The following is a 17,753-nucleotide window of genomic DNA, read 5'->3' on the forward strand; positions in this document are numbered from 1 at the left end:
AGAAAATCTATCAACGATAGTGACAATTGCGCGCTTATGCTTCTACTAACCGTCTGATTTATAGATACAAGAATTATGGTTGAATTTGTTAATTGATTTAAAGTTTAATGGCTGCTTTGATTGCGTCCAAACATTCTTCATTCAATTGATCAGTTGATAACTCATTACTGCCAGGAACTTTGTTTTTTACTGCAAATGCAGTTAAATATTTCAAACTTTGAGGAGTATAAGTAATCTGTTGCTTAATTTGATGAGGAAGTTTGCTTACAGCATCATCGTCTAAGTGCCTTGATTTTATCAATGTGGCAGTTATATCCGCTAAACTTGATAATCTTGGTTTGGCAAAAGTAGTTCGACGTCTTAATTCCCATTCAGGATGACCTGCGTGTTCTAACAAATAATTCAATTGTTTAATTCGTTCATTGGCTTCATTAACTGAGTTCGCTTCTTTAATTTTGATAACAAAAAGATCATATTTTTTCTTTAGTAACAAAAGAGTCTTGTTACCAAAAGGAACTTTGGCTTCAAATAAAAGGTATTGTAAAATAGCTGCAGACGGTCTTCGGCTATCAAGCGCCACATCCAAGACAGAATTATTCTCACCGTCCTCTCTTAATAAATCGTTCGAGTTACCAAATTGCAGCAAACATTTTAAAGCTTCTAAGTGCCCGCAATAAGCAGCTAAATGAAAAGCTGTTGCTTGCTTGTTAGGTTCTCTTCGATATAAATCTTCAGGATTCTCTCTCAAATGCTTTCTGATAGCTTCAGAATTACCGCGTAATGCAAGTTGGATAATTCTTGGTAGCTCAATAGTTTTTGGGGAACTTTCTTGCATGCCTAATCTCCTTAATAAGGCTGCAATTCTAACATAAAATTTCCGCAAAAGATCGATACTTGCTCAATAAGCTCTTTTTTATTACGGTATTTTTTGGGGTTTTACTGCTGATTCAGCTTTCTTATCAGATTCTACCGCCTCCTCTTTTTCTGGGGTCTTAAAGAGCCCTTTTTTCATGGAGCCTGCTAGGGAACTCGAGTTTTTTGTTTGATGCGCTTTTTCGTTTTCGGATAGAGCACTTGAATCTTTGTGTGCCTTAGGTTCCTCTGATTCTTCATTTTGAGTTATATCATAGGCGTCAGATTCTTGTGCTAAGAATTCATAATATTCTGTACTTTTAAGCTCATCAACTTTTTCACGTTCATCTCTACTTTGAACTGACTCTTCATCGTCCGACAGCTCAAGCTCTGTCACCCCTTCTTCAATTATTTTTAAATTATCATTAACCAGTTGTGTAACGTCTTCTTGACGGGTTTGATCAGCTTCTTCTTTACGTGACAGTTCATCAGTTTTTGGAAAATATTTATTATAATCTTTTTTACTCACAGCTTCTGGAAAATCTATTTCTATTAAATTGCTTCCATCAGAACCTATCACTAAATTTTCAGGCTTTCCTTCATATAAACGTACAAATCTAAAATTTCTTGCCGTGATTTCAGGTGTTCCTGCTAAAATACCGTAAGATTTTTGATTTGCCAGAAAATTGTCTAACTCCTCATCAAAAACTGGGAGTGTATTTTCAGTAATTTGACAAACTATTTGCGCGGGTGCCTTATAAAAAGAGGATTGGGTATACGCTTCCAAACTCGGATACATTTTTTGGAATTTTATTGCTTCAGTGTGACTATGAAACAAGACACCCCGAGTTATCTCTGCCCCTTTAACTTCCTCGTCATCTGTTACCAGCCATAATTTTACAAAAGGTGATGCCAAATCCGCAGCAGCATCTTTCTGAAACCTTTGAGTGGTGCGATCAATTGGTTCATAAAATTCGCATTCATTATATTTGCCACTATAGCCTATTCCGTTATGAACCTCTTTTAAAATATGTAAGCTCATATACGTTAAGCCAATAGAATTCTCCTGTAAACCTTTACTAAATCCAGCTCCCGCAATAGTAAGTATAGGAACTGCTTTCAGCACTTTTTTTGTGCTTTCAATAAAATCATTCTTTGTCAGATCTCTGAATCTTTGCCGTCTGGTATTTTCAGTCAGCCATTCATTTGTACGATAAATTTCCAAAATTTTCATAACAACCAGCCTGCAATAATAAATTGCTCTCTTTGACTTAGATGAAATTATAGCACAACAATTGAACAGTCTGACCAACTAACCCTGGTACACAGAGAACAATGAGTAGAAATTTAAAGCACAATTATTGAATTAAAATTGAAAAAATATTCATTATTGGATATATAATGAAAGCAGGAACCATCATATAAATAAGTTATTGCTGATTTAAGAGGCACAACTTCACTAACACCATTTTAGAAATAGATATCCTATGATTAAGCCCCCCTTTCAAGAACAACAAATCATTGAGATTCTGAATGTTTACTTTGGAATTTCTATTTATTCGGCACAACTCATCCAGGGGGGAGCTGATATGAATTCGTTTGGATATAAAGCGGATTCACCAACCCAATCTTATTTCGTAAAGCTGAAATGTGGGAAGTTCGATGAAATGAATTTGTCTATCATTTGTCTCTTGCAGGATTCCGGAGTAAAAGAAATTATAGTACCTCTCCCAACACTTGATGCAAAACTTTTTCAAAAAATAGACCATGTTAAAATAATTGTGTATCCATTTATTCAAGCACCGAATGGGTTCGCAAGAAACTTGACCAAAAAACATTGGTACCAGTTTGGAAAAGTATTAAGACAAATTCATGATACCTCGCTCCCTTCCTGGATTAAACAGCAATTAAGAAAAGAAATGTATTCATCTCAATGGCGCGATATCGTCAGATCCTTCTATAGTAAAATGAGCTTGGAGCCTTCCGATAATAAGATTACTACGGACTTTAAGTCTTTTTTTAATCAGCATATTTATCCAATTCAGCAATTAGTGGATTCTTCAGAAGTACTCTCTAAGAAAATTAACCCCGATATAGATGAGTACGTATTGTGCCATTCTGATATCCATGCAGGTAATGTATTGGTGGTTAATGAGGAAGCGATTTATATTATTGATTGGGATGAGCCAATTCTAGCCCCTAAAGAACGTGATTTGATGTTTATTGGAGGTGGCGTTGGTAATGTATGGAATGCGCCTCACGAAGTCCCTTTTTTTTATGAAGGTTATGGTTGCACAATCGTTGATAAAACAATCTTATCTTATTATAGGCAGGAACGAATTATCGAGGATATTGCAGTGTATGGGCAAGACCTGCTTTCACGTACTCAAAATGATCAGTCCAGACTTGAGAGTTTTAAATATTTTAAAGAGATGTTTAATCCCAATAACGTTGTTGAAATAGCTCTTACTACAGAGCAATATTGATAGCCTATCTTTTTTATTATTAAACGCAACAAGTGATTCTCTTTTTAAATTTAATATGACCTTTTCAAATCATTTGTGAGATCTTATTTAAAATCGCTGTAAATTAAATTCTATAACAATATGCTGTGATTTCTCAGTCTCTTAATATCAAACCCTCTATATTCATTTATTATTGTCCTTATTAAACAAGCTTTGAAATTTATCATTTAGACAATAAACAGTTCTTAGCTTGATAATGCAGTTTAATGAACTGTAAATTTTTCTACATAAAGATGGAACTGAGTACTTGAAAAACAAAGAGTTTAATATAAGATACAATATTACAGTTTTTTTAACTACTTGATTTTCAATCAGGTTTTTTGATTAATAAATAGTACAGGATGTAAATAAAGAAGGTATAAAAAGGTATGATTCAAGTAAATGTTTGGCTCTCTACCACCCAGATTTTAGGCAGACGGATTAAAAATCGCTTTTTTGGTCCTTTATTAGCTTCTGAGGATAAAGGTGAGAATATTGGACATGCTAATTTTGTCATGGAGCTTAATGAACGTTCTCCTGGATATGCAAAGTTAGACGACAACTCATCTCCATTATTCGCAAAGAAAAGTCTCTGTTATGTACCTGAAGCCACTAGAGGTGCATCAGGTATGTATTATAGACGTAAAGCCCTTCGAAGCATTCAAGTTACTCATAGTTTCTGGCCTGAAGAAAGACCCTCTTCAGGAGAGTTAGTTCGTGATTTTTTCAATCTCTTACACCTGGCTCCGAAAGCTAAAGGAATAAAACCAGAGATATCGGATCATGATTCTGATATGAAAAGAGAAGAAAGTAATAACCGAACTTTTTCTATCCGACACCCGGCCCTTAGCTCGGCGCAAAAAAAAATCGATGATGCAAAAAAAAACAATCTTGATGACACAATTAGGGTTTGGAATATCGATGGGGCTCTAGACAAGAAAAAAAGTGCCGTAGAAAAACTCAATCAATTAACCATTAAACAACAAACTTTGTTTGCTTCACACAATCAACTGCTTGAAAACTCTCAAGTGGAGCTAGGTCTATTAAAGAAAAAAAAGGATGAAATAAAAGCTGAAATATTAAAAAATACTAGAAAAACCCTTTTCCCTACCAAGATATTAAATTATTTAAATAAAATTTCTACACCGGATGCAAAGATATTTGCTGAAATATCGCGAATAACTCATGAGTTAAATGGTTTACAAAAGGAAAATGAAACACTCAATCAAGCATTTATTACTCTTGAAAAAAATATTGCTCAAACCGAAATTAATTACCAAGCACAATTAAATCAAAATCAAGAAGAGCTAGATAAGACAGCTAAGGAAATTATTGTTCTTGAGCGGAAAATTCAAGCGATCAATGAGCGAATAAATGGCATGGATGAAAATGCAGTAGAACTATTAAAAGTAAATGTTAGAGATCGAGCAGACTATCTTTCGCGAGAAGAGAATTTGGTGCTAAGTTCTAATAAAACAGAAGGCAAACATCCCGAATACTCCATCCAACTACCAACCAGTGATAGCGGTTTACGCTATCATATTAATGAGTTAGCAGTTATAAATGCAATGACAAAAGAGAGCAACGAAAGTTATTGTTTTATACAAAATAACTGTGCGAAAAGTGTCAAACGTTGTCTTTTGGCTGGCATACAACATTTAAAAGCAGACCTGAAAAAAAATGGAGTACCCGATAGTTTTTTCAAAGCACATGCTCTTGAAACAACAAATGGCGTTTATAAGTGGGCTCGCTCATTGGAGCGTGAGCTGAACAAGTTGAATTGCCGACCTAAAAAGGAAATTGAAGTAGAAACAACATCGCTTAGTATACGCTAAAAATAAGTTTTTCGGCTGTAACACACATAATGCATTTTAACTAATGCATTATGACACAGCCATTATTTTCAAGTTCAAATAACCAATTTGGGCATTCTAAATGTTTGTTACATCTCAAATCTAATTTTTCTAATTTATTCAGTTTGAGTAGACCGATAGGAAGTGCTTTTAAATTATTATTTCTTAAGTCTAAATAGAGAAGCTCAGACAAAGCCCCTATCTCATCTACAAGGACACTTAAATTATTATTCCGAAAATTTAAAATCTTTAACTTTGACAAAGCGCCTATACTTTCAGGAATGATTTCGATGAGATTATCAGAACAATCAAGAATTCTTAACTCTCTTAAATTACCAATTTCATGAGGAAGAGTTTTCACTCGGTTTTTCATTAAGTGAATCTCTCTAAGCTGTTCGCAATGGCCTATTGAATAAGGTATTTCATTAATTAAATTATTATAAACCCGCAACTCAATTAGATGATGTAACGCACCAATGTCCACCGGTAGTTGCTTTATTTCATTCCCGGAAAAATTTAAATATTGTAATTGATGTAATTTGGTAACCACTTCAGGAACAGATAAAAACTCATTATCGGCCATGTATAAATACTTAGTTAATGGAGTTTCATGCAGACTTTCTGGTAAAGCTGATAGTTTATTTCCATTCATGTCTAAAATATGCAGATTTTCCAATTGGCCAATTTCTTTGGATATGGACGTAATTTTATTTGCTGATGCATTTAAATGACGCAATGATTTTATTGACCATAACTCACTCGGTAATTCTTTGAGTTGATTATTATAAAAACTGATACTTTCTAAAAAGTTTAATTTACTCAAACCTTCAGGGAAATATTGCAAATTTTTATTATCCAAATTTAATTTTTTATTAAAAAGATTATCTCTAAGCATGCTTCAACCTAATTGTAATACAGTCTTTAAATCAATTTTTTTCTCAAGATGTAGCTGGTATAACCTATAAAATTATCTGGCAAAGTGGCAATTACTTGATACCCCAGTTTCTCATAGAAGCCTTTCGCTTGAAACTCTGCCGTATCGAGTTGGATCATAGTGCAATTATTTGTTTTTGCGAAAGTATCTAGCGTCGCAAATAGAGAGCGCCCTACTCCTTTACGGCGATATTGTTCATGGATCCAAACAGTAAACACCCTACATAAGCTACCAAAAACATCTCCTTTAATACCGCCAAGAATTTCAGACGAATCATTTTGCGCATAGATAATAAAAGGTTTTGCTTCATACTTGCCAATGATGGATTCATTAAATTTTTTTAGATTTTCATTGATGATTTTAGAAATCGCTTCATTTTCTTTAAATTCAGTAATAATGTTTATTAAATCATCCATTCTCGCTCCTACGTAATTAAGTCTGATTTTATAAAGATTTAATCATATAAACTAAATTTCAAGTATATCTTTCAGGATTAAGATTAGCTAATGAAGATTCCTAATGTCATTGCAAGCACCAATGATTAAGATATACGGTTAAAAAAGTGTTTTTGTGGCTCTAGTTTTTTGTATAAATCGTATCATTCTGAAGTATGACACTTCTGTGGTTGGCAATGTGAAATGTCAACAGGCCCTAGTACTTATTTGAATATTTGTATAAGGTTGGCTCTGAAAAGCCAGCCAAATCACAAATTTGCTTAATACTATGTTGTTTTCCTTGATAAAGTTGAATGACTATTTTTGTCTTATCAATTGATAGTTTTTTAGGCCTGCCGCCATTTCTACCTCTTGCTGCTTGCAAACCAGCATAAGTACGTTCTCGAATAAGGTTGCGCTCAAACTCTGCCAATGCACCAAAAATATGAAAAACCAATTTTCCGGACCTTGAGACTCATGCAGACTTTTTAGTCCAATTTTTTTCTCATCATGTTTAAGGTCTAAATTTTGATCATCTGCAGAAGCTCGTGCATATCCGATTATGAATAAAGCAGACGTATAATAACTTTTTCAGAATAATTCTCTAATTTAAGATCCTTAAAGAATACGACAATCGTTCTATTTCGTTTTTTTATTCGACTTAAGGATGAATGATGAGGTACAGGATCTTTCAAAGCTAGCCCAGAAAAACCATCGATAACAAATTCAGTAAGTTTTTAACAAAAGAAAAATCAATCTGCAGATTCACTTTTCATAAAAATGATGGGAAGGTATTAGTTCTTCAAATCCGATAGAGTTCTATTGGTTAGTATTCTTTGCATACAAATAACATAACTTATTGAAAGTATGTAATTAGATCATTGTTGACAGTTTGAGAAAATTTTTTCATCTTTGCAACAGACTGGACCGTTTTTTGAGACTCTATCTTTTCTGCATTGCACAGACAACTTTAATGAGGAGTTCTAAGGCGAAAATTAAGTTCTATCGTGGAATACAAAATTCAATCCTTGACCTCATTTAAAGCAACATTAATTTTACACAGCTATTCCTTTTTGGAAACAAGCTATTCCTAACATTCTTTGTATTGCGATTTACTATTGCATATAATGGTCAATATAAATACTAAAAACTAAGGCTGAGGTAATGAAATGAGTAAACAAAAACAAATTAGAGAAGGTGGGAAAATATTTGCTCTTGGCCTTTTAGCTTGCAGTTTTAGTACAAGCGCTATAACGAAGGTTATGAGTCGATTTCCAGAAGACCATGAGAGCGAAATTAATCATTATCCAACCGAAAAGATTGTAGGATTCATAGAAAAAGTTCAAGAATATGCTTTAAAACAAGAAGCTGAGGGATATACTGGGTTACTTGTTACCACCGATGATTGGGGATTTTCCAAAACCAGCCTAGTAGGCGATTGGGCTGACCACCCCTATGCTCTTCGATTTCCAGCCAGCGCAGCCTTTAACTATGTGTTTGAAACTGATAGGCTCTATGTGGGTTACGGCCATGAAAGCCCTTTACACTATAAAGCCTGTGAAGAAACCTTAGATCAGTTAGATGAGATAACCGGCCTATCATTGCCTAAAGCAGAAGATTATATCAATCAATTACCGCTGTCCCAAAAAGAGAAAGATAAATATATTGGAGAGTTACGCGAGGCATTAGGGGATGTTAAAACTAATTTTGAGATATACAAAGAACTGGCTTCAATAGAGTATGAGAATGGTACCAAGCTTTGGCAATATCAGTCTCCATGTAAACTGGCTGAAAAATGTATTTCGCGCGTAACCAAGAAGGCTAAGGCAGAGGCAGAGAAATTTCCTCTTTTAGATAAAGCCCTTAAAGATTTAGCCAGCGCAGCAGACAAAGAAAGCAACTCTCCTATAAAAAAATGGGCTGAAGAGGGGCAGAAAATGTTAGAGCGCTATCTTGGAGACCAAGAGTATAGCTTTGAGTCGTTCGAAAAAGACTTTGATGACCATTGCCGAAAACGAGAAATCAAGGATAATGTCCCTTCAACGCTAACTCGTTATGTTAGTAAAGCACTAAACGCTTTTGAGCTAATCCTTTCTCTTTTTGGTAAAAGTGGCTTAGCGCCTAGTTTCTTTAGAAATAAAGATCCATTGTCTCTTTTAGATACTTTTGACGCTAAAGATAGCCTAAAAGAACAACGCTTACCGACCCCTTCTTTTCATTCTAGCAAAACGAAAATAAAAATTCTTGCGATCCCCAGCGACGAGAGAAGTAATAATATACGGGCTGTTTATAATTTACTGGATAATCCCCTCATGAAGAATCAAGATGGCTCTGTTCCAAAAATTATTGAAGCAATAAAAGAACTGGTAGGAGACATTAATCCTGAATCCGAGGAAGAAATATACGATACTATTCTTAGAATCAGGGAAAAAATCAGCAAAAATGAAGATAATGAGTTAAACCCACATGCTTTAGCTGTTATAAATGCCTTTAATCAATCCAGTGCAAATACTTTTAGAGACATTCGTAAGTCATTGTCTGATGATCCCCTAAGATGTGCCATCCTGGATAGTCAATCGGAAAGTAGGTTGAATTTATAAACATTTTAGATAGCAAGTAATCGGCGTTAAGAGCTACTAACCGGTACAAGTACCTCTGATGAGGCCCGCCGTTACGATTCGAATAAATATTGTCTCCCTCCTTTTCATGATTGCTCTTATAGAAGAAGCAAAACTAAAGCCTGGTCAAGCACTCAATGAAATGCACCTTTTATCAGAACTTCGAATTGAAGCATTACTATTGAGTGCCAAACATGGCTTACGGCGTGCACATCTAGAAAATTGGTGCTCTTTAAATTCTTCTAGAGAACTTAGTGTAATTGATGCAGTCCAATTAGTTGAATTAATTGAAATTCAACATGTAGGCCAGAAAAAGCCGTTCATACCCTAACCTTAAAATAGCCTGATAAGTTTTGCATGGAATTCATTACCAAGTTTATGAAGTAAAGCGATTGGCACTAAATGGTGATGGATCGGCGACCAAATCCCCTTCCGTTATCATTTCTGCAAGCAAACGCCCCGTCACAGGGCCAAGGGTCAAACCGTGATGAGCATGTCCGAATGCAAACCAAAGCCCTTTATGCCGTGGGGCTTGACCGATAATTGGAAGCATATCGGGTGTACAGGGTCTGCATCCCATCCAGGGTGTTTCATCAAGTCGCGTTGTAATTGGGAAAAGAGTACGTGCTATGGGTTCTACCAAATCGAGTTGCACTGGAGTTTTTTGAGAATCACGTGACGCAAACTCCGCTCCTGTAGTGAGACGAATTCCCCGACTCATGGGTGCTAACAAATAGCCTTTTTCAGCATCAAGTATTGGATGATTAAGTTGTGCATCTTGCCTCATAGCATAATGCATATGATATCCGCGTTTTACTGCGAGGGGTAAATGATATCCGAGTCGAGAACATAAAGTATCTGACCATGGTCCTAAAGCAACCACTGCGGTGTCGGCTTTGATCGGTCCCTGCTCTGTTTTGACCTTCCACTTATCAGATAATGTGAATGCATCACCGAAAAAAAAGCGTCCACCAAGATGTTCAAAGTAATGTGCATAGGCTTCAACCAAGGCACCAGGATCGTTCACCGCCTCCGAATCTATATAACGAAAACCTCCTTGCAGTGATTTATCAAGATTAGGCTCTATTTGCGCTAACGAAGCTGAATCCAAATGCTCAAATCGGATTCCATATTCAGTTTTGCATTGTTCAACAAAGCGCATTTCAGCATCTTGTTTTTTTGCAGTTCGAAACACCTTTATCCATCCACATGAACGAAATAAATGGTTCACTCCTGCTGCCTCAGCTAAAAAATGATGCTCCGTGACGCTATGTTGGATCAGTGTTGCATAGGAACGGGCAATCTCTGCATGGCGTAATGAGTGAGAATTGACCCAGTATTTCCATAGAAAAGGTGCAAGTTTTAGAAGCGATTTAGGGTGATATCTAACATCGGGAGAGCAGTTCAAAGCATATTTAAGCAAGGAGGTCATCTCTCTTGGGAATGCATAAGGATACACTCCTTCGCGTTGAATCAATCCGGCATTTCCAAAAGAAGTCTCACTTCCTGGAGATTTCAAATCGACCAATGCCACAGAACGCCCTCGCATTTGCAAATGAATTGCAACCGATACTCCTACAACTCCACTGCCAAGGACAACGGCATCAAATTTCATAAATAGATACTCCGCTTACTGAAGGAAATGCAATAAATGACTATTATTATGCTTGTTTGACGAGCTTACAACCTATTAATTGGAAAAATTAAGTAAGAAATAGTCAGTTTTTTCAATTAGGTACGGCACAGCTCCTTTCTGAAAACGCTCTATGAAAGTACGATCACTAGATAGGTTAAATATAAAACTCCATTCAAAAATAAAACCTTAATTTTAATTCCGTGAGTTGAAATATTAAATCTTAGCCATGCTGTTGCAATATAGGTTACAAGTATGCCTGTAAGCACTATTCTAGATGGCTCCCAAGGTGTTAATAGTATTCCTAAAGCAGGAAGTAACGTACCCTGAAAAACCATTGCGCCGGTTATATTGCCAAAAGCAAGAGTATCTTGACCTTTTCTTACCCAAATTACGCTATTCACTTTTTCTGGTAATTCTGTTGCTATGGGAATAACTAGTAATGATAAAAGCAAAACGGGTATTCCAAGAGAGTTTGCCGCCTGCTGTATTCCGTGGATGAATCCTTTTGCACTCAATACCAATAACAATAAACCAAAAATCAATTGGATTAAAATTGATGTAAGGTTGGTTTTAAAACCTAGTTTAGCGATTAATAATGGTTCGTTTGTGATTACCGCATGACCATCTTCCACCAAAGCTTTAGAAGCCCTGAAGGTAAGCATCAAGTAAATAAAATAGAGAATAACAAGAATAATGCAAAATAAAATACGCATATAGTTTGGTTCTAAGGGTAGAAACATCGCTAAGGCTGCAAATGTAAATGCGATTAAGAAAAAAGTCATATCACGTTCAAAACCAGTGGCTTCTGGTGATATATATCCATTAAAGCCTCGTTTTTTAATGACTGAACACGTCATAATAAAAGTTGATAGGGTTGATAACATTAATGGAGCACCTAAAATTGCCCCTACACTAATTTCTTCATTAACGTGTCGATCAGCCGTTCCTGCAATTATTGCTAGAATTGGCACGGTAGTTTCTGGAAGTGCGGTAGATATAGCAGCGAATATTGAGCCAGTAACTCCTGTTGAAATATCTATTTTTTCACCAAAATACTCAAGCGCGTTAGAAAATAATTGCGCCGAGATTAAGATGAGGAGCAGCATAACCAATAGTTCAAACCACATATACATATAATATCCCTCATAAGTGTACGCAATGATTCATCCATCAGTACTTTTCAGATGTATATTAAAGATCATTTAGTAAAAGCTCAAAATTCTAATGTCCAACATAGTTCAGAGTGACTAAAATACAAGGCCCTTCTGCTATAATATTGATTTTATGATCTTTACAATTTTTAATGGCTGATTCACTTTCAGCCCCAGGTTGCATCCAAATATTTTTAATTCCTTTTTTAATTGCTTCATCAACAATTTTCTCAGTGATAATTGGTGGCGTTATAATAGAAATACTTTTTACCTCATCGGGTAATTCACTCACTGAATGTACTACAGGCACCCCTTCAATTACATCTTCTTGAGGATTTACAGGATAAACCTTTTTATTGTTTTCAAGATAACAACGTAAAACTGTATTACCATATTTTGCCCGATTAGAAGAAGCCCCAATAACAGCAAAGGCTTTTGACTGAAAAAATGTTTCAATTTGGTGATTTATCATGGTTTCACTTGAATAGTTGGAATTCATTAAGTTTAGCAGTGAATATTAAGCCATAGTATTCCTTTCCCACAAATCATAATATTTTTCCAATTTCAATATCTCGCGGATCACTTTCATGATGGTCAGGATCATCAAATGGCATGTTAACGTATTGATGATGCAGATAAAAGTTGATCGCTTCAGGTGAAGATTGGATGTGGAGTTTAATAATTCCCGTATGTTGTAACCACTTTTCAATAAGATTTAAAAAATCACTACCTATACCTTTATTACGATATGCCTCATCAATAACAATAATTCTTAATGCGGCTCTTTGATTTGGCCACAGTTGGATGTGGGCGTAGCCAACTCGTATCGTTCCTTGGTAAAGAACAAAATGTATATGGTCCTTATGATCAAATGTCCAGGTATATGGATCTGAAACAGGCACTTTATCAAAGAAATATTTTTGACGGAAAGCACGTGCTAATTGCCATTCAAGGTGTGTTAAAGCTTTTACAATGCGAAGTTTAGTAAAACCCGCTTGAGCGTCAATATTGGTAATGAATTCCTCTTTTCCTAGACAATAAGCGGTAATATCATGTGGAAATTGTTTTGCCAAAGCTATTTTTAGAGTGGCATACGCATCACGATCATCCTGATGGGCTCTCATCCAATCTGTAAAACTCAAATGCCGTTCAATTTCTGAGTTGTTCTTTTCAAAAACATGTACATTATGAGTCCTTATTGTCACTCCTTTTTGAAAAAAACGACGAAATGGAATGCCATGCTCACCCATGGTTGAATATCCAATGTTTTCCATCGCTTTTGAAGCGTTATCTACCAGCAAAATATCTCGGACAACAGGCAGGATATCAATAATAGGTTTAGCACTTAATCCCGGCACCGACGTAGAGCCTATATGATGGATTGCTATGCAATTGTCCCCTAGTGTTTGCTTGATTTGAAATGCTTCTGCTGCAAAAAGTTCAGGCCATAATGGATTATAAGGAACAACTTCAACAATTTTTTTCATGATTTTGTTCTATCAGGAATCAAAACATTAAATCATACCTTAGAGACACATCACACTCAAATGGGAATCATACTTCTCTTTAGGCTAGCTAGAAGCTACTAGCTAGCCAATAAACAAGAAGTTGGTGTATCTGTAGTTAGATTTTTCTATTTTCAAAGAGCGTTTAACTTGCTAGAATTTTCCACAGGTTGTAACTCTTTTAAAAAATTAGATAACTCAGAGTACTCTGGTTGTTTTGCAAGCTGTATCATATCTTCAATATTAAATATTTGCTTTTGTACACACGCTGTAATAATGCTAGTACATCCAGTCTTTGCTAAGTGTAATAATATAGACGCAGGTGTTACTACATCGCTACTTCTATAGGTAGCAGGTAGTTTAGGGTTGACACTATGCATTAAATTATTTACTTCTTCACCTCGCGCAAAATTATCAAGATCATCTGTAGCGTAAAAAACAAACTCTGGTTTTATATCGCCTAGTGCCATCACTTCCATTTCATTTATTTTTGAAGCAGTTACGGACTCAGAAAGCATGTCAGTCATTTCTCGTATAAATGCAGGTATGCTAATTTTTTTATTAGGATTTACAGAAGAATAAATAAAGTTTTTTACATTATTCGCTCCATTTTGAGCAAACTCCAATGCTTTTTCAATACTTACTGTGCCACCAAAGCCCCCAAATTCTGTATTAAATGCTATATAAGATTTCAGATTATCTATAGGTAAGCCTTCCCTTCCACCGAAACCGTCTTTAATGACTGCTTCCGAAGTTTCTCCATGAACTCGATGCCAAACTACATCTGTTGCTGGTACATGAGTATCTGTTACTAATTTAAAATCGCTATAAGGACTACTAAAGGAAACTGAATTTTTTCTAAATCCGAAAAATGAAATATTTTTAAACATGATTTGATCTACTTCTTTTGAGTGTTACCTCCTGGAAAGAACTCCTCTTAAAGAATAGTCTACCTATAGTTTATTAAGCCTTGCTTAAATAATGCACACGTACGTATTTCTACGTGGTTTGAGTGTTTTTTGTGACGTTTAACTTTATTCTGGTTCATTACGTAAAATTTTCTCGACCCAATTTTTTAATTTAATATAGTGCGGCCCCTTCCAATAAACTTTTTTGCAGGATTGGCACTGTATAAAGGTCTGATAATATTTTTGTGTCAACTCAGGTATATCTTCGCTAATTTCAGTTTTATTTACGTTCTTTAGTAATCCATCACACACTAAGCAGCGAGTAAATGGATTGCATTCCTTTATTAACTGAAATTGCACCAGAACTTCTTCTACCTGTTTTTTAGGATCGGTATGGTGCATCCAGTGAACATTTCTTACGCTTTTCTAAAGGGATGAAATCATTTAATTCTTCATAAAATCGTAAACGTAAAGAGATCATATTTTGATTAAATTACTTAATTCCTTTAATTTATGGCACAAAAATTAGGATAAAGAAAAATCACATGTGAAAAATAAGAGACTCTGGACTGCTCAAAAAATTCTTATTTTACGCTTCCATCCTTTTGCTAATTAAACGTTAAAACTATTTCCATTTTAATGTCTTTAAATCTTTAGATTATTGAACATTTGATATATTATCAAACACCTTGTTTATTTGTTATTTTGAATAACGATTAATAGCGATATTTTTATATAACCAGAATATATAAGATTTATTATGCCTAAATTTAAAAAAGTAGATAACAGTAGTGATGGAAACTGTCTTTATTATTCCTATGGCATCTCACTGATGTATTATTTGCGTAAAAATGGAAATAGAGCAGCAGCAGAGAGCATTTTTGATCGATTGGGATTAGGCGCGGAAGAAAAGTCAAAACTTTTTTATTTATTAGGAAATGAAAAAAATAAACCATTTACCCCACTACACATCAAAAGAATTATTGAACCTATATTGGGTTCTTCCTTGAGATTGTATGCTGCAACTAGGACTCGAGAAAACTTTATGGATAATCCTAAAGGTTCATCGCTATATACAGCAGCCAATTACGGCATGATTTTTCTTTTCAAAAAAATGCTTAAAGAAAAAAATCACATCGCTCATATATTATTTGAAGCAGATAATTTTGATAATGAAAACTATAACAAAGCAGAAATATTTAAAGTCGAAAACATGCCTGCAGAAATGCACCGTTTTATGCAAAGTAAATTCGAAGAAATTATAAATATTTTTGATACTGAATGGGATACAGATGAAAGTCCTAAAACATTTGCAGAAATTGGAAACTATATGTTCCGGGCAAAACAATCTGTGACAGACCTAATAGGTGATATGACTGTAGCGTTTTTCCAGGAGGATGAACACAAACATCTAGATGCATATATTCGTCATTTAAATACTAACTACATATGGGGAACAGAAGAAACTTTGATGCTAATGCATTGTAAGCTTCAGGGAGAAATACGAGAACGGATTGGGCCCGATCATGTTGAAATACACTATGATACTCCAATGAGATTACAAATTTATCGTGATGGGATACCTGTTCCATCAGTTGAACCTGGTACCCCAGATATTATTTTAAATAATTCAGCTAATGCCCATTGGTATTCATTAATCAACTCTGAATTTTTCTCGATAAATAGCGAACATATTCTGAGAAATGATCTCTTAGATATAGTAGGATTTAATGCATATCTCCAAAAAATCTTAGAAAAAGCAGAGGATCTGGTAGAAAGCGATAAACCAGCAAGTGACGAATTATGTGCACTTCATAAAAAATTAGCAGAGGAGAAAGAAAAGTTTCTGGCTAAAGAATCTCCGATCACACGACAAGAATTTGCAGCGTCATGTAAAACTGTGTTATCAGATCCTAATGCAACGCAGGAACTACAAAAACAAAGTGGCGCAGTAGATATCATAAGCAATATAATTAACTGCCTTTATCTTATAGTGACGGGTGACTTTAGTAATCTACTTTTGGGTAACTTTAATGTGATTAACCCATTAGGAATCAATTCAATGTTTCATCGAGTAGGTTTGCTCAAGACAGAATTAAAAATATCACTTAGAGACTTAGAAAAAAGTGAAATTCCTGATAATAACAATCAATTAGGGTTTGAATAACCATTAATTATCTCGGGGGTGAAATAGCCCCATTTTATATACTCTGAGGGAGCCTTGATCTTACAACCGGAATATCTGTCAGATCCCGGTTGCAACCGTTCCCGAGGCTAATTTTTATGTATGGCGAGAAATAATATATTCCTGATTATGTTCTTTATCCTCAATAACCAGAATGTTATTTTTAGATTCTGCGGGAACTTTCATGAGCTTTTTAACAAGTTGAAAGACGGAGAACGTTTCGTTGGAATACTCTAAAGAGCGAAAAAAATGTCTTTCTTTTTTTAAAAAATGGTCTGGACTGTTTAAAATATGGAAAGCTAAGCTCTTTTTTGCCGCATAATCCAATTCATTAATAATATATTCCAAGCCTAAAAGATATCCTTGTTTGCGTTCTTTAGGAGAGAGGTTGGGCAACAATATATCCTGCAACCATTGATCAATCTCGGCCCCACTTCTAGTTGTTGAAAGAAACTCATGAGCATCATGTGCTGTTACTTGAAACAGAGTAGTGGGCTTTTTGTGAACATTAAAGTCAAAGTATGCAATATTAATTACTGGTTCAATTTGTACGCCAGAATGCTGTGAATTTCCTTGAGCATTAAGCTTCCGGCAATTTTCCTGGAAATTTCTCAGTTCATATGCACTAGGTTTTTCATCAAGAAGCAATTTAGTGAGAACCAATTTCAACTCATAAGCACAGCTTCTCGGTACACGTGCTTCGTAGCCACTTCTTGTCACCTTGCCCGTATAATCATTATAATAAGTATCCAAGAAAAAGGGTAATAAATCATGAGGCTCAATCTTTGAATGGCGTGGAATTTGTATATTTAAAAATGGCTGTAGGAGTTGATTTTTCCTATCAATATATCTAATGTTTAAAAGAAAACTTCCTTTCCCCTCAGGTTTCCATTCAAGGTATAGTTTTCCTATCTTTGCTTTGACCCAAGAGCGGCCATCGTCTTTTGGTGGTATGACAAAATCTTCATCTTGAAATAATTTTTCAGGCAAATCCTGCTCAGTACATTGTGCAAGATCACGTAGCCTATAAAAAGTCATCGGTACTGCCTCATAATGATTTCCGACTTTTTTAGAGGTTAGTATATCTACTCGGTTAGTTGCAGTTAGATCCTTAAGTTTTATCATTTTGCACATTTTCCATGATAATTATGTACATAATTTACACCAAGTGAG

17 protein-coding genes and 1 pseudogene are annotated in these 17,753 nt (G+C 35.1%); 5 read left to right on the plus strand and 13 right to left on the minus strand.

The window, feature by feature from the left end; all coding sequences use genetic code 11:
- Nucleotides 1-97: 97 nt before the first annotated feature.
- Nucleotides 98-835, minus strand: coding sequence for an ankyrin repeat domain-containing protein (locus tag ACWTEW_RS05805; RefSeq protein ID WP_454780768.1), 738 nt, complete (start codon nucleotides 833-835; stop codon nucleotides 98-100).
- Nucleotides 836-916: 81 nt separating this feature from the next.
- Nucleotides 917-2,086: a hypothetical protein gene (locus ACWTEW_RS05810; RefSeq protein WP_454780769.1), complete on the minus strand. Its 1,170-nt coding sequence runs from the start codon at nucleotides 2,084-2,086 to the stop codon at nucleotides 917-919.
- A gap of 253 nt (nucleotides 2,087-2,339) precedes the next feature.
- Here ACWTEW_RS05810 and ACWTEW_RS05815 point away from each other — a divergent pair, with 253 nt between their 5' ends.
- Together ACWTEW_RS05815 and ACWTEW_RS05820 are read left to right on the plus strand one after the other, a co-directional pair.
- Nucleotides 2,340-3,338: a phosphotransferase family protein gene (locus ACWTEW_RS05815; protein ID WP_454780770.1), complete on the plus strand. Its 999-nt coding sequence runs from the start codon at nucleotides 2,340-2,342 to the stop codon at nucleotides 3,336-3,338.
- A 407-nt stretch (nucleotides 3,339-3,745) separates the two neighbouring features.
- The gene (locus ACWTEW_RS05820) at nucleotides 3,746-5,191 is read left to right on the plus strand and encodes a hypothetical protein (RefSeq protein ID WP_454780771.1); all 1,446 of its coding nucleotides are present in this window, start codon (nucleotides 3,746-3,748) and stop codon (nucleotides 5,189-5,191) included.
- A 40-nt stretch (nucleotides 5,192-5,231) separates the two neighbouring features.
- Here ACWTEW_RS05820 and ACWTEW_RS05825 read toward each other — a convergent pair whose 3' ends face one another.
- From ACWTEW_RS05825 to ACWTEW_RS05840, 4 genes and pseudogenes are all read right to left on the minus strand, one after another.
- Nucleotides 5,232-6,068: a leucine-rich repeat domain-containing protein gene (locus tag ACWTEW_RS05825; RefSeq protein ID WP_454780772.1), complete on the minus strand. Its 837-nt coding sequence runs from the start codon at nucleotides 6,066-6,068 to the stop codon at nucleotides 5,232-5,234.
- Between the two features lie 62 nt (nucleotides 6,069-6,130).
- Nucleotides 6,131-6,559 (minus strand): GNAT family N-acetyltransferase, encoded by a 429-nt coding sequence (locus ACWTEW_RS05830; protein ID WP_454780773.1) that lies wholly within the window; start codon nucleotides 6,557-6,559, stop codon nucleotides 6,131-6,133.
- A 235-nt stretch (nucleotides 6,560-6,794) separates the two neighbouring features.
- Entirely contained in the window at nucleotides 6,795-7,034 is a 240-nt protein-coding gene (locus ACWTEW_RS05835) for a helix-turn-helix domain-containing protein (RefSeq protein ID WP_454780774.1), read from the minus strand.
- A 160-nt stretch (nucleotides 7,035-7,194) separates the two neighbouring features.
- Nucleotides 7,195-7,303, minus strand: a pseudogene (locus ACWTEW_RS05840) (transposase); the annotation flags it as partial.
- A 443-nt stretch (nucleotides 7,304-7,746) separates the two neighbouring features.
- On the opposite strand from ACWTEW_RS05840, the gene ACWTEW_RS05845 reads away from it, so the two are divergent.
- Both ACWTEW_RS05845 and ACWTEW_RS05850 read left to right on the plus strand, forming a co-directional pair.
- On the plus strand, nucleotides 7,747-9,177 hold the full coding sequence (locus ACWTEW_RS05845) for a hypothetical protein (protein ID WP_454780775.1): 1,431 nt from the start codon (nucleotides 7,747-7,749) through the stop codon (nucleotides 9,175-9,177).
- A 58-nt stretch (nucleotides 9,178-9,235) separates the two neighbouring features.
- Nucleotides 9,236-9,526 (plus strand): hypothetical protein, encoded by a 291-nt coding sequence (locus ACWTEW_RS05850; protein ID WP_454780776.1) that lies wholly within the window; start codon nucleotides 9,236-9,238, stop codon nucleotides 9,524-9,526.
- 45 nt (nucleotides 9,527-9,571) lie between these two features.
- On the opposite strand, the gene ACWTEW_RS05855 is transcribed toward ACWTEW_RS05850, so the two are convergent.
- From ACWTEW_RS05855 to ACWTEW_RS05880, 6 genes are all read right to left on the minus strand, one after another.
- Nucleotides 9,572-10,810 carry an NAD(P)/FAD-dependent oxidoreductase gene (locus ACWTEW_RS05855; protein ID WP_454780777.1) on the minus strand — a complete coding sequence of 413 codons (1,239 nt, stop codon included), beginning with the start codon at nucleotides 10,808-10,810 and terminating at the stop codon, nucleotides 9,572-9,574.
- 149 nt (nucleotides 10,811-10,959) lie between these two features.
- Nucleotides 10,960-11,964 carry a sodium:calcium antiporter gene (locus tag ACWTEW_RS05860; protein ID WP_454780778.1) on the minus strand — a complete coding sequence of 335 codons (1,005 nt, stop codon included), beginning with the start codon at nucleotides 11,962-11,964 and terminating at the stop codon, nucleotides 10,960-10,962.
- Between the two features lie 88 nt (nucleotides 11,965-12,052).
- Entirely contained in the window at nucleotides 12,053-12,454 is a 402-nt protein-coding gene (locus tag ACWTEW_RS05865) for a CoA-binding protein (RefSeq protein WP_454780779.1), read from the minus strand.
- 73 nt (nucleotides 12,455-12,527) lie between these two features.
- A complete protein-coding gene (locus ACWTEW_RS05870; protein ID WP_454780780.1) occupies nucleotides 12,528-13,469 on the minus strand; it encodes a GNAT family N-acetyltransferase in 942 nt (313 codons plus the stop codon).
- A gap of 152 nt (nucleotides 13,470-13,621) precedes the next feature.
- Nucleotides 13,622-14,377, minus strand: a complete 756-nt coding sequence (locus tag ACWTEW_RS05875) for a hypothetical protein (protein ID WP_454780781.1) — start codon at nucleotides 14,375-14,377, stop codon at nucleotides 13,622-13,624.
- A gap of 144 nt (nucleotides 14,378-14,521) precedes the next feature.
- Nucleotides 14,522-14,797: a Mut7-C RNAse domain-containing protein gene (locus tag ACWTEW_RS05880; RefSeq protein WP_454780782.1), complete on the minus strand. Its 276-nt coding sequence runs from the start codon at nucleotides 14,795-14,797 to the stop codon at nucleotides 14,522-14,524.
- Between the two features lie 358 nt (nucleotides 14,798-15,155).
- On the opposite strand from ACWTEW_RS05880, the gene ACWTEW_RS05885 reads away from it, so the two are divergent.
- Entirely contained in the window at nucleotides 15,156-16,562 is a 1,407-nt protein-coding gene (locus tag ACWTEW_RS05885) for a hypothetical protein (protein ID WP_454780783.1), read from the plus strand.
- A 114-nt stretch (nucleotides 16,563-16,676) separates the two neighbouring features.
- Here the strand turns inward: ACWTEW_RS05885 and ACWTEW_RS05890 are convergent, their stop codons facing one another.
- On the minus strand, nucleotides 16,677-17,705 hold the full coding sequence (locus ACWTEW_RS05890) for a hypothetical protein (protein WP_454780784.1): 1,029 nt from the start codon (nucleotides 17,703-17,705) through the stop codon (nucleotides 16,677-16,679).
- Between the last annotated feature and the right edge of the window lie 48 nt (nucleotides 17,706-17,753).

The sequence above is a fragment of the Legionella stuttgartensis genome, assembly GCF_977063405.2.